10 protein-coding genes are annotated in these 13407 nt (G+C 68.7%); all 10 read left to right on the top strand.

What is annotated here, in order from left to right; genetic code table 11:
- The first annotated feature begins 78 nt into the window (after positions 1-78).
- The 10 genes from WD430_RS06490 (at position 79) to WD430_RS06445 (ending at position 13405) form a co-directional block, all read left to right on the top strand.
- Entirely contained in the window at positions 79-636 is a 558-nt protein-coding gene (locus WD430_RS06490) for a metal-dependent hydrolase (protein ID WP_339105202.1), read from the top strand.
- Between the two features lie 108 nt (positions 637-744).
- Complete coding sequence (gene pspAB, locus WD430_RS06485; protein WP_339105201.1) at positions 745-1350, top strand: PspA-associated protein PspAB; 606 nt, start codon at positions 745-747, stop codon at positions 1348-1350.
- 403 nt (positions 1351-1753) lie between these two features.
- Positions 1754-3394 carry an ATP-binding protein gene (locus WD430_RS06480; RefSeq protein ID WP_339105200.1) on the top strand — a complete coding sequence of 547 codons (1641 nt, stop codon included), beginning with the start codon at positions 1754-1756 and terminating at the stop codon, positions 3392-3394.
- Between the two features lie 62 nt (positions 3395-3456).
- Positions 3457-4650: a PQQ-binding-like beta-propeller repeat protein gene (locus WD430_RS06475; RefSeq protein WP_339105199.1), complete on the top strand. Its 1194-nt coding sequence runs from the start codon at positions 3457-3459 to the stop codon at positions 4648-4650.
- Positions 4651-4831: 181 nt separating this feature from the next.
- On the top strand, positions 4832-5863 hold the full coding sequence (radA, locus tag WD430_RS06470; protein WP_339105198.1) for a DNA repair and recombination protein RadA: 1032 nt from the start codon (positions 4832-4834) through the stop codon (positions 5861-5863).
- Between the two features lie 428 nt (positions 5864-6291).
- Positions 6292-7665, top strand: a complete 1374-nt coding sequence (locus WD430_RS06465; RefSeq protein WP_339105197.1) for a diaminobutyrate--2-oxoglutarate transaminase — start codon at positions 6292-6294, stop codon at positions 7663-7665.
- The gene (locus WD430_RS06460) at positions 7662-9239 is read left to right on the top strand and encodes an aspartate aminotransferase family protein (protein WP_339105196.1); all 1578 of its coding nucleotides are present in this window, start codon (positions 7662-7664) and stop codon (positions 9237-9239) included. Before WD430_RS06465 ends, WD430_RS06460 begins: the two co-directional genes overlap by 4 nt.
- On the top strand, positions 9236-11173 hold the full coding sequence (locus tag WD430_RS06455) for an IucA/IucC family protein (protein WP_339105195.1): 1938 nt from the start codon (positions 9236-9238) through the stop codon (positions 11171-11173). Before WD430_RS06460 ends, WD430_RS06455 begins: the two co-directional genes overlap by 4 nt.
- Positions 11170-11841, top strand: a complete 672-nt coding sequence (locus tag WD430_RS06450) for a GNAT family N-acetyltransferase (protein WP_339105194.1) — start codon at positions 11170-11172, stop codon at positions 11839-11841. The genes WD430_RS06455 and WD430_RS06450 overlap by 4 nt, the downstream gene beginning before the upstream one ends.
- Entirely contained in the window at positions 11834-13405 is a 1572-nt protein-coding gene (locus tag WD430_RS06445; RefSeq protein ID WP_339105193.1) for a lysine N(6)-hydroxylase/L-ornithine N(5)-oxygenase family protein, read from the top strand. Before WD430_RS06450 ends, WD430_RS06445 begins: the two co-directional genes overlap by 8 nt.
- The last annotated feature ends 2 nt before the right edge of the window (positions 13406-13407 follow it).

Here is a 13407-nt window from a genome sequence, read left to right as displayed (position 1 = left end):
CCGTCGGACGGTCTCCGTCCCCCTCGAGCCTCCGCATGGTGGCGATTACTTAAGAGCGAGCGATCGGTGTGAGCCGGTATGGTCGAACCAATCGGCCACGTCGCGATGGCGTTGCTGTCCGCGGTGCCGGCGTGGCTCCTGTGGGGCCGTCGTCCCGCGGTCACCTTCGCCGTCCTGACGCAGGCGACGGCGCTGGTTCCCGACGTCGATCTCTACCTCCGGGAGCACTTCGGACACCCCTTGCTCCAGCACCACGGGATCACCCATACGGTGCCGTTCATGCTGGTCGTAGGTGTCGTCTTCGGCGTCGGCGCCGCGTACGCGTTGACGCCGTTCCTGAACGCTACCCGGTTGATTCACAGCGACTCGATTACGTCCGAAACGACGTTCGTGTTCACGACGGCGGCGTTCTGTGCCGGCGGTCTCAGCCACATCGCGGTGGATCTGCTCTCGGCCGAGCCGGACGCGGCGATCGCGCCCCTCTGGCCGCTGTACCGCGACGATGTCATCGTCAACATCATCGCCTACGATTCGACGCCGGTGAACCTCGGATTGATCGTCACCGCGCTCGTGATCCACGTCGCCCTCTACCGAGCCGAGCGGTATCCCTACGAGACGCGGTGGAGCGTCGGCTGATCGCGCCTCGAGCGTCGCCTCCAGAGGCCGACGGACGACGGTGCCGACGCCGGGATCGGCGAGTCGCCAACAGGAGGTTTCTAAGGGACCGCCTTCGTTGCCCTTTCTATGGGACTGGTCGACGAACTCCGCTCCGTGCTCGGCCTGCGCGCCGAGACCGACGCCAGACGCGACGCCGATCCCGAGGACCTGTTCGGGATGAGCACCGCCTACCTCACGATGGAGGCCGATCTGGGCTACGAGTCGGCCGACGTCGGCGCGCTCTGTTTCTCCGGCGTCGACTCGACGAGCTTCCGCGACGCGGTCGACGAGGTCGAGGCGATCCTCGAGGCCGGCCGCGAGGAGACCGGCACCGAGTTCTCGGTCACCAGCGACGACCACGGCTACCACTGGGTCGTCCTCGAGGACGACAATCCCGAGGACCTCATCACGAGCATGCACTTCGCCGCCGACACGTTCATCGAACACGGCTACGGCTCGCGGCTGCTCGCGGCGGTGTTCGCCTACGAGAATCGAGACGGACCGGCCTACTGGATCTACTCGTTCCGTCGCGGTCGATTCTACCCGTTCGCTCCGCGCTCGGGCCGGGAGCGCGACTCGAGCGTGGAGTTCAAACTCGAGTCGAAACTGGACGGCGAACTCGAGATCGAACGCGACAAGGACTACTGGTATCCCCTGTGGCCCAGCGAGGGCGGGACCCATCCCTGGGAGTGAGCGAGCCGACGAGCCGGCCGTCGCTCTCGCTCTCCCGTGATTCGATTGGTCAGCGCTGACGAAACGTCTCCCTCTAGCGAAACGTCCCAGCTGCCGATACCAAATTCTATTGGCATTACCGATATGCACTTCGCCACCATAGCCGAATACACGGCAGGAATCACTCCAAGCCACATCATCACCAACTGCGCCATACACCAGTTGCCCCCCCTTTTCCTGCCGCTTCCCCACCATTTCCGATAGTCACGGACTCGAGCAGTGTCGCCCCTGTCAGACCGCTCGCGTCCGTTTTTCGGCTCCCAATTATCGATCGGTATTCGGCCCAGCGCGACGGTCAGGCGGCGGACCGTCCGTGGCCGGAGTGCCTATAGCCGTGGCTCCGCATTACCGAATGATCGATGCAATGAGACGCGTTTCGAACCCGCTCGCGGGCCGGATACTCGTCGCTGCAGGGTTCCTTCTCTCGTTGTTTCACCTGACCATCGTCGTCGGCCTGCGGGCGACGTCGGCGCAGTTGCTCGTCGCAGTCCCGCCGTTCCTGTTGTCTCTGGGACTGGTCGCCGTCGGCGTCCTGCTCGCTCGAGGGCGGTTGCTCCCCGCGCAGTTCGCGGGTCGGCTGCTGGCGTGGACCTGCGCGGGCGCGCTGGCGCTCTCGGCGCTCGGCGCGTGGCTGTTCGCCGCGACCGTGGTCGGCGAGGTCTCGCTTTTGAATCCGCTCGCAGCGATGGTCAACGTCGCGACCTTCGGCGCGCTCGTCGGCCTGCTGGTCGGCGTCTACGACGTCCGGGGACTGGAGCGCCAGCGTTCGATCGAACAGCTGAATCGAATCAACGACACGCTTCGCATCGCGACGCGAGAGCTGGTGGATAAGACGGACCGGTCGGAACTCGAGCAGGCCGTCTGTGACCGGTTGAGCGAGTCCGACTCATACGAGGCCGTGTGGATCGGCCGGTACGACGAGGACGACTCCCGCGTTCGCCCCGCGGCGTGGTCGGGCTTCGACGACGAGTACTTCGAGTCGATCGACATCACCGTCGACGACAGCCCGACCGGAACCGGCGCCGGCGGGCGCGCGATCAAGACCCGTGAACTCCAGTGCGTGCCGAACGTGTTCGAGGATCCGACGATGGAACCGTGGTGGGACCTGTTGGAGATGCACGGCGTCGAGTCGCTCGCGGTCGTCCCGATCGATCACGAGGATACCGTTTACGGGTTCTTCAGCATCTACGCGGACCGCCGGAACGTGTTCGACGACCACGAACGGGCGGTGCTCGCGGAACTCGGCGAGACGATCGGTCACGCCGTCGCCTCGATCGACACGCGCGACCGCCTCGCGGAACGCGAGCGCGAACTGGCCCGACAGAACGAACGGCTGGACGCGTTCGCCGGCGTCGTCTCCCACGACCTCCGAAACCCGCTGAACGTCGCGACGGGCAACCTCGAACTCGCGCGCGAGGAACGCGACGACGAGTTCCTCCGCCGGGCCGCGGACGCGTTGGCCCGGATGGACGCCCTCATCGGCGATCTATTGACGCTCGCGCGACAGGGCAAGCTGGTCGACGACTGCACGCGCGTCTCGTTCCGACCTGTCGTCGAAGCGGCGTGGTTGATGGTCGGGTCGTCCGCGGCGGCCCTCCGGATCGACGGCGACCTCGGCGTGATCTCGTGCGACCGGGATCGACTGCAGCAGCTGCTCGAGAACCTGTTTCGAAACTCTCTGGAGCACGGCACGGCGAACGACCGGCCCGCGGCCGACGAGGGCGCCGAGAGCGCCGACCCGTCTGTGACCGTCACCGTCCGTCGGACGGACGAGGGGTTCGTCGTCGAAGACGACGGTCCCGGAATCCCGGCCGCCAGTCGACAGACGGTGTTCGAAATGGGGTACACGACGAGCGACGCGGGAACCGGGTTCGGACTCAACATCGTCCAGAGCATCGCCGAGGCCCACGGCTGGGACGTCTCGGTCGGCGAGAGCCCCGCGGGCGGGGCCCGATTCGAATTCACCGGTCTCGAGCCGACCGATTCGACGCGTAGCGGCTCTTGAGATTTCGTTCGATCCGACGAGGTCGTATCAATTAATAGCCGTCCGTTCGGTATCACCATCCAGTGAGCGACTGGAACCAGTTCAAGGGCGATCCGCAACGCTCGGGCGTCCGTCGCGACCTCGAGGGACCCGATCGCGTCACGGACGCCTGGACGGCCGACCTCGACGGTCCGCCAGGATCGCCGGTTCTCGACCGCGACACCGTCTTCGTCGGCACGCGGCGGGGCGACTGCTACGCCCTCGAGCGCGAGACCGGCCGCCGGCGCTGGACGTTCGAGACGACGGGCGGGACCGAGACGGCACCGGTCGTCGACCGCGACCGGCTCTATCTCGCCACCGGCGACGGGACCGTCCGCGCGCTCGACCCAGGGACCGGCGAGCAGCGCTGGGAGACCGACCTCGCGGGCGCGCTCGAGTCGCCGCTCGCGCTGTCCGACGGCCTGCTCTACGCCGGCCATTCGGCCGGGCTCTCGGCGCTCGAGGCCGAGACGGGCGCCCGCGTCTGGACCCACGAGACCGACGCCCCCGTCGCCGGCGCGCCGGCGGTCGATCGGGCCGCGGATCGGGCGCGGCAGGGCTGGGGAGGGGAGCGCGACGAGGCGGAGATCGACCTGCTGTCGCTCGACGACGCGGCGATGGACGAGGAGACGAGCGATCGGGATCGGGTCTACGCCGGCACCGCCGACGGAACGGTGATCGCGCTCGAGGCGGACGCCGGCGAGGAACTGTGGGACGCGCCGACCGGCGGCGCGGTCGTCGACGGCCCGACGGTCGCCGACGGACGGGTGTACGTCGCCGACGACGGCGGCACGCTAGTCGCGTTACACGCCGATACCGGGCAGTCGTGGTTCACCTACGAGATCCAGGGCTCGTTCACGTCGTCCCCGACCGTCCTCCCCGCGGCCGACGCGACGTTCGTCGGCGCCGACGACGGCTACCTCCACGTCACCGACACCACCTTCGGCCGGCGCAAACTCCGCGGCTGGCTGTTCTCGAAGAAGGGCGTCGCCCTCGACGGTCCGGTTCGCTCGAGCCCCGTCGTCGCCGGCGACGTGCTCTGTATCGGCGACGCCACCGGTTCGCTGTACGGCGTCGACGTCTCCGGCGACGCGGAGGACTGCGAGCTGGTCTGGTACGCCGACCTCGAGAGCGGGATCACGGGAACGCCCGCGCTCGGGTCCGACGCGCTGTTCGCCGGGAGCGACGACGGCCGACTCCACTGTCTCGAGCGGGCGTCCGATCGATCGACGCCGTAACCGGTCGAGCGATCGATCGCCCGGTCCGCTCTTCGCTCGTCCCTGTTTCGTCCGGATTCGTTCGCGCCATTTCTGATAAACGCACTGTCGTGTCCTCGAAGGACCCCCGCGCCTGCCCACAGTTTCACTTTCACTTCCCTGTTAACGAGGGTTTATGAGGGGTCCGGCACAAGGAGTGGATATGCCTGAAGCAGACCTCGAGACGCTCCCCGGCGTCGGACCGGCAACCGCAGACAAGCTCCACGACGCTGGCTTCGATTCCTTTCAGAGCCTCGCCGTCGCCTCTCCCTCGGAACTGTCGAACACGGCGGACGTCGGCGAGTCCACCGCGTCCGACATCGTCCGCGCGGCCCGAGACGCGGCCGACATCGGCGGCTTCGAGACCGGGTCGACCGTCCTCGAGCGACGAAACGAGATCGGAAAACTGAGCTGGCACATCGACGAGGTTGACGACCTGCTCGGCGGCGGGATCGAGACCCAGTCGATCACCGAAGTATACGGCGAGTTCGGCGCCGGCAAGTCCCAGGTCACCCACCAGATGGCCGTCAACGTCCAGCTTCCCAAGGAAGTCGGCGGCCTCCACGGCTGTGCGATCTTCGTGGACAGCGAGGACACGTTCCGTCCCGAGCGGATCGACGACATGGTCCGCGGCCTGCCCGACGAGGCCATCAACGCGACGCTCGAGGACCGCGAGATCGAGGGTTCGGCCGCCGACGAGGCCGCCGTCGACGAACTCGTCGAGGACGTCCTCGACAAGATCCACGTCGCGAAGGCGTTCAACTCCAACCACCAGATGCTGCTGGCCGAGAAGGCCAAGGAACTCGCGGGCGAGCACGAGGACTCGGAGTACCCCGTCCGCCTGCTCTGCGTCGACTCGCTGACCGCCCACTTCCGCGCCGAGTACGTCGGCCGTGGCGAACTCGCGGACCGACAGCAGAAGCTCAACAAACACCTCCACGACTTAGACAAGGTCGGCAACCTCTACAACTGCGCCGTCATCGTCACTAATCAGGTCGCCTCGAACCCCGATTCGTTCTTCGGCGACCCGACCCAGCCGATCGGTGGCAACATCCTCGGCCACAAGTCCACGTTCCGGATCTACCTCCGCAAGTCCAAGGGCGACAAACGGATCGTTCGCCTGGTCGACGCGCCGAACCTCGCCGACGGCGAGGCCGTTATGCGCGTTCAGGACGAAGGGCTGAAGCCGGAGTAACGCGCGCGCTGCGGTTCGATTTTTTCGACCGGATCACTCGGGCGACTCGAGCGAGACGCTGATCGTCTCGTCGCCGTCGCGGTCGACGTCGGCTGCGAAATTCGACCATCGACTATTCTGTGACCACCTCTAGAGTGCGATCGGGATGATGCGCCGTATCGATCCGCTGCTACCCTCGATCCTGCTCCGTCCACCCCGCCATTCTTGTGAACTGGAGAATGTGTTCGCCGCCTCGCCGTGTCACTGGGCTCTTCTGAGACCGTCTACCGTCGGATATCTGGCTATTCAGCGCATCCGGCATATATTTTAGGTTGACCTAAAAACCGGAGCGCTTTTATCGGTTTAGGTTGGCCTAAAGGTCGTATGGCAGTCCTGAAATATCAACCGGATCGAATCGGAAACCGACCGGCAACGCGAGGTGCAGGGCCGTGATCGGCGACGACCCCGACGCGGAGGGCCTCCTCGCACAGCAGGCCCGCCGGGAGTCGAACGCGCGAACCTATCCGCGGTCGCTGCCGCTCGCGATCGACCGCGCCGAGGGCGCCGTCCTCGAGGACGTCGACGGGAACGAGTACGTCGACTGTCTCGCGGGGGCGGGAACGCTCGCGCTCGGGCACAACCACCCCGCAGTCGTCGAGCGGATGGAGGAGCTGCTCGAGCGCGACCGGGCGGTCCACACGCTCGACCTGACGACGCCGGTGAAAGAGCGGTTCGTCGACCGACTGCTCGAGAGCCTCCCCGACGAGTTCGCCGCGAACGCGAAGGTCCAGTTCTGTAGTCCGGCGGGGACGGACGCCGTCGAGGCCGCGATGAAACTCGTCAAGACGGCCACGGGCAACCGATCGATGCTGGCGTTCCAGGGCGGGTATCACGGGATGACCAACGGCGCGCTCAGCCTGATGGGAGACACGGCGGCGAAGGAGCCGATTCCGGGGCTGATGCCGGACGTTCATCACCTCCCCTATCCTCACGCCTACCGCTGCCCGTTCGGGCTGGGCGGCGAGGACTGCTGGCGGACGAGCGCCGAGTACGTCGAGCGCACGCTCTCGAACCCCGACAGCGGGATCGTCGATCCCGCGGGGATGATCGTCGAGCCCGTGCAGGGCGAGGGCGGCGCGGTGCCGGCGCCCGCCGAGTGGCTCCGGGAGATGCGCCGCGTCACCCGCGAGCGCGATATCCCGCTGATCGTCGACGAGATTCAGACCGGGCTCGGACGCACGGGCGAACTGTACGCGGTCGAGCACGCCGACGTCGTCCCCGACGTGATGACCCTCTCGAAGGCCGTCGGCGGCGGCCTCCCCCTCTCGGTCGTCGTCTACGACGAGTCGCTCGACGTCTGGGAGCCCGGCGCCCACGCCGGCACGTTCCGGGGCAACCAGCTCGGGATGGCCGCCGGCGTCGCCACCATCGAGCACGTCCTCGAGAACGACCTCGACGATCGCGCCGCCGAGATGGGCGACCGGCTGCGAGGCCACCTCGAGGAGACGGCCGCGACCTTCGACGTCGTCGGCGACGTCCGCGGGCGCGGGCTCATGCTCGGGATGGAACTCGTCGATCCCGACGGGGAGCCCGACTCGCTGGGCCACTACCCCGCCGACGGCGACCTCGCGTCGGCGGTCCAGTCGGAAGCGTTCGACCGCGGACTGATCGTCGAGACCGGCGGCCGACACAGTAGCGTCGTCCGGTTCCTGCCCCCGCTGACGATCTCGAAATCGCAGATCGACGCCGTCGGCGAGATCGTTCACGAGAGCGTGCGTGCGGTCGTCGCCGACGACCGCGCGCCCGCGGAGGTGACGACGTGACGGGCCAGCGCAGTGCGGTCGGCCGGGATCAGTCCCGCGTCGACGAGACCGACCCGACGCCACCGGCGACGGCCGCGACCGCCTTCCTCGGCGGGTCGGACGGCAACGCCGCGTACCGGGACGCGATCGAGCGGGCGCGGGACGTCCTCCTCGAGTCGTTCGCGACGGCCGAGGGCCCATACGCCGGAACCGACCACGGGACGCTCCGCGAGCGGATCGCCGCCCTCCAGGTCGTCCCCGACGACGGGTCGTCGATCGAGGACGCCCTCGAGACGGTCGCCGACGAGGTGCTCGCGGACTCCGTCCGCGTCCACGATCCGGGCTGTGTCGCCCACCTCCACTGTCCGCCGACGGTCCCGGCGCTGGCCGCGGAGCTGTTGCTGTCGGGAACGAACCAGTCGATGGACTCGTTCGACCAGGCGCCCGCGGCCTCCGTGCTCGAGGAGCGGGTCGTCGACGCGTGCTGTGACCTGTTCGGCTATCCGACCGGCGCCGACGGCGTCTTCACGGGCGGCGGCACGGAGTCGAACTTCCTCGGGCTGCTGTTGGCTCGCGATCGGTACTGCGAGCGGCAGTTCGACCGCGACGTGCAGGCGGCGGGGATCGGACCCGAAGCGGCGTCCGACCTCCGCCTCCTCTGCTCGGACGCCGCCCACTTCACCGCCGAGCAGGCCGCCCACCACCTCGGGCTCGGCGAGGACGCGGTCGTCACGGTCCCGACCGACGACCGCCGTCGGATCGACCTCGAGGCACTAGACGAGACGCTCGAGCGCCTCGAGGCCGACGGTCGCCACCCGTTCGCGATCGTCGGCACGGCCGGGACGACCGACTTCGGCAGTATCGACCCGCTCGAGGCGCTGGCGGACCGCGCCGCCGAGCGCGACCTGTGGCTCCACGTCGACGCCGCCTACGGCGGGGCGTGCGCCATCAGCGACCGGCTCCGGCCGAAACTCGAGGGGATCGATCGCGCCGACTCCATCGCCGTCGACTTCCACAAGCTGTTCTACCAGCCGATCGGCTGCGGGGCCTTCCTGCTCCGCGACGGCGATCGCTACCGACACCTCGAGCGCAACGCGGCCTACCTCAACCCCGAGCGCGACGACGCCGCCGGGGTGCCGAACCTCGTCTCGAAGTCGACCCGGACCACCCGCCGGTTCGACGCGCTGAAGCCGTTCGTGACGTTCAACGCCCTCGGCCGGACCGGCGTAGCCGACTGCGTCGAGTACGTCTGCGAGCTGGCCGACGCGGTCGCCGCCGAGATCCGGGCCGAACCGGCGCTGGAGCTGTGCTGTGACCCCGAACTGAGCGCGGTGGTCTTCCGGTATCGGCCGGACAGCGGCTCCGACTCTCTTCCCACCGCCGCCGTCGACCGCGTGAACCGGGCGATCCGCGACGAACTGCTGGCCGACGGCGAGGCCGTCCTCGCCCGCACCGAGGTCGACGGCACCGCCGCGCTGAAGCTCACGCTCCTGAACCCGCGAACGACGCTCTCGGACCTCCGCGACGTCCTCGAGGCGGTCGTCGACCGCGGCGAGGCGCTCGAAGCCGACCGAGAGGTGATCGATTCCGCATGACTCCACGACAGACGACACCCACGACCGACGAGCGCGTCGTCGACGCGACGCGAGTCGCGCGCGACGCCACGCTGCACAGCTTCCTGAACTGCTACTGCCACGAGACCGGGACCGGCGAGTTCGTCCCCGCCGCGGACGCGCCGATCGACCGCTCACCGGCGAGCGGGCTCGTCCTGCGGTTCTCGCTGCCGAATCAGGGGATCGACTGCTTCGTCCCCGTCGAGTATCGGTCTCCGACGGGTCGCCACCTGTTCGATCTGCCCGCGTACTACCGCGCCGGAGCCGGCGCGGGCACGGTCGATCCGGACGGCACCGACCTCGAGGCCGCCGGCGAGCCGGTCGAACTCGACTACGCCACGCTCGCGACGCTCGCGACGAAGGAACTCGAACTCGCGCGCGGCGCCGACCCGAACCGCGACGACCTCGTCGAGCGGGTCGTTCGCTCCTGTCGGAACGTCGAGCGGTACGTCGACGCCCGCGCGGGCGACGCGGACGTCCTGTACGGAACGGACTTCACCTTCCGCGAGGCCGAGCAGTCGCTGGTCTTCGGCCATCTCCAGCATCCGACGCCGAAGAGCCGCCGGGGGATGGAGCGCGACGCCGAGCGCTACGCTCCGGAACTCGAGGGCTCGTTCCCGCTGCACTACGTTCGAGCCGACCCCTCGATCGTCGAGAGCGAGTCGGCTCGCGACGGCTCCGCCGCATCGTGGGTTCGCGAGACGCTACGCGACGATCCGGCCGTTCCGGAGTCGGTCCGCGAGTCTCTCGCGGACGACGACGTGCTCCTGCCCGTCCACCCGTGGCAGGCCGAGCGGCTGTTCGAGCGGCCCGAAGTGCAGGACCTCGTCTCGGCGGGGAAACTCGAGTCGCTGGGTGAACTGGGACGGGAGTTCTACCCGACGACATCCGTGCGGACGCTGTACGCGCCCGACTCGCCGTTCATGGTCAAGGGATCGCTCGCCGTCGAGATCACCAACTCGCTGCGGACGAACAAGCGGCCGGAGCTCGAGCGCGGGGTCGCGATCTCGGACCTGCTGGCGACCGAGCTCGGCGACGATCTGTCGGATCGGTTCCCCGACTTCGACGTGGTCCGGGACCCGGCCTACCTGACGATCGATCCGGACGCGCTGGGCGTCGAGGACGACGAATCGGGCTTCGAGGTCGTCCTCCGGGAGAACCCCTTCCGGGGCGAGGACGCCCGCCGGGCGACGCCCGTCGTCGCGCTCTGTCAGGACGCGATCGGGGACGGCCGCTCCCGCCTCGGTCGCATCGTCGCCTCGATCGCCGAGCGCGAGGGCCGCGACGCCGCCGCCGTCAGCGAGGAGTGGTTCCGCCGCTACCTCGAGATCTCGGTGCGGCCGCTGCTGTGGCTCTACCTCGAGCGGGGGCTCGGCCTCGAGGCCCACCAGCAGAACAGCGTCCTCTCGCTGGACGAGGCCGGCTACCCCGACGAGTTCCGCTATCGAGACAATCAGGGGTACTACTTCCCCGAGAACGCCTACGACCGGATCGAGGCGATCGCTCCGGGAATCGGCGAGCGGGCCGGCAGCGTCTGCCCCGACGCGGTCGCCGACGAGCGGATCCGCTACTACGTCGTGCTCAACAACGCCCTCGGCGTGATCAACGCCTTCGGGACCGCGGGACTGGTCGACGAAGGGCGGCTGCTCGCCGTTCTCCGCGAGGAACTCGAGTCGCTCCGGGAGTTCGACCGTCCCGGGACGTCGATCCTCGACCCGCTGCTCGAGTCCGAAACGGTGCCTCGCAAGGCGAACCTGCTGACCCGCTTTCGCGGCCTGGACGAACTCGAGGCGCCGTCGCTCGACGAGCAGTCGGTCTACGCCGACGTGCGGAACCCGCTCGTCGACCCGCCGGAAGACGAGTCCGCCGACGCGGTCGACTCGCCGGACGCGCCGGAGCCGGAGGTGGGCCGATGACGGCGCGAGAACCGACTCGCGGCCCGCACGCGACGGTCGTCTCGGAGTACGACTTCGAGTACTACGACGAGACGATCGACCGCCACATCGGGTTCCGGCGGGTCTCGCTCGAGCGCGACCTCGGCCGGCTGCACGCGTGGCTGGGCTCGGACCACGTCAAGCCCTACTGGGATCTCGACGAACCGCTGCCGGAGTTCCGCGAGACGCTCCGGGAGAAGCTCGCGGACGACCACCAGACGCTGTACATCGGCTGTCTCGATCACGTGCCGATGAGCTACTGGGAGCGCTACTGGGCCGCCGAGGACGACCTGGCGGCGTACTACGACGCCGAGCCGGCCGATCAGGGGTTGCACGTCTTGATCGGCCCGCCGGAGTACCTCGGCGAGGGCTACGCGACGCCGCTGTTCCGGGCGATGATGGCCCTCCAGTTCAGCCACCCCGAGACCGATCGGGTCGTCGGGGAGCCCGACGCCCGCAACGAGGCGGTCCTGACGGTCGCCGAACGCTGTGGCTGTGAACGCCGGCGTCAGTTCGAGTTCCCCGAGGAGGAGAAGACGGCGACACTCATCGTCTGTCCCCGCGAGCGGTTCGAACGCGAGGTCTGGCCGCCGACTGCGACCGCGGAGGGTGCGGACGCGCGACCGCCCGAGGTGAGCGACGATGACTGAGGACGACGTCTCCATCCCCGTTACCGACAGCCCCGATGGCGATGCGACCACTGCCGACGGTGACGCTCCCGATACCGTCGGCGGCGACGACAGCGACACCGTCGTCGGCGACGACGTCTCCGACACCGTCATCGACCGCGGCCGCTACGACGTCCTCGGCGTCGGCCTCGGGCCGTTCAACCTCGGACTCGCGGCGCTGCTGGACGGTGCAGACGCCGACCCCGACCCCGACCTCGAGGCGCTCTTCCTCGAGCGCGAACCCGAGTTCGCCTGGCACGAGGGGATGCTGATCGAGGGCGTCACGCTCGAGGTGCCGTTCCTCGCGGACCTGGTGACGATGGCCGATCCCACCAACCCCTACAGCTTCCTCAACTACGTCCGCGAGCGGGATCGCATCTACGAGTTCTACTTCTACGAGACGTTCCAGATTCCCCGCCGCGAGTACGACGACTACCTGCGCTGGGTCGCCGAGACGGTGCCGACGACGCGGTTCGGCCGGGAGGTGACGAGCGTCGAGTACGAGGCCGCGGACGCGGGTGCCGGACGGGACGGTGCCGACGCGGCCGACGGCGGGACGTTCGTCGTCGAGGCCGTCGCCCCCGAGACGGGCCAGCGCTACCGCTACCGGGCCGACGACCTCGTCATGGGCGTCGGCTCCCGGCCCGCGCTGCCGGAGTTCGCCCGCGACCACGCCGGCGGGGACGCCCCGCTGTTCCACACCGCCGACTACCTCGAGCGCCGCGCGGACGTCCTCGAGGCCGACTCGATCACCGTCGTCGGCTCCGGACAGAGCGCCGCCGAGGTCGTCCTCGACCTGCTCGAGCGCCAGTCCGCCCGCGAGTTCCGACTCGACTGGCTGACTCGCTCGGACGGCTTCTTCCCGATGGAGTACTCGAAGCTCGGGCTCCAGCACTTCACGCCCGAGTACACGGAGTACTTCTACGACCTGCCGCAGTCGCGAAAGGACGACCTGCTGCCCGAGCAGGACCTGCTGTACAAGGGGATCGATCCCGAGACCAGCGAGCGGATCTACGACACCCTCTACGAGCGCTCGATCGGCGACCGCGACCCCGACTTCGGCATGCTCGCGACGACCGAAGTGCTCGATATCGAGCGCCTCGAGGGCAGCTACTGGCTCGAGTGCGAACAGCGCCAGCAGGACCATCGGTTCGCCCTCGAGACCGACGCCGTGATCTTCGGAACGGGCTACCAGCGGCCGACGCCGACGTTCCTCGAGCCGATCGCCGACCGGATCGCGTTCGACGACCGAGGCCGGTTCCGCGTGAGCGAGGACTACCGGCTCGAGGGGGAACTCGGCGGGGCGGACGATGCCGGCGGCCGGATATTCGTCCAGAACGCCGAGATGCACACGCACGGCGTCGGAACGCCGGACCTCGGGCTGGGCTGTTACCGGAACGCGGTCATTATCGATCGGCTCGCCGGCCGCGAGGTGTACCCGATCGATCGGGACACCGTCTTCCAGGATTTCGACGTCGAACAGTTCGCCGACCACGCGCCGGTTCGCACCGACGCGCCGCGATCGCCGTCACTCGACACGGAGTAATT

The sequence above is a fragment of the Haloterrigena sp. KLK7 genome (assembly GCF_037914945.1).
Taxonomy (GTDB): domain Archaea; phylum Halobacteriota; class Halobacteria; order Halobacteriales; family Natrialbaceae; genus Haloterrigena; species Haloterrigena salinisoli.
Note: the sequence above shows the minus strand (reverse complement) of the source record. Positions and strands in the feature narration are given on the sequence as shown.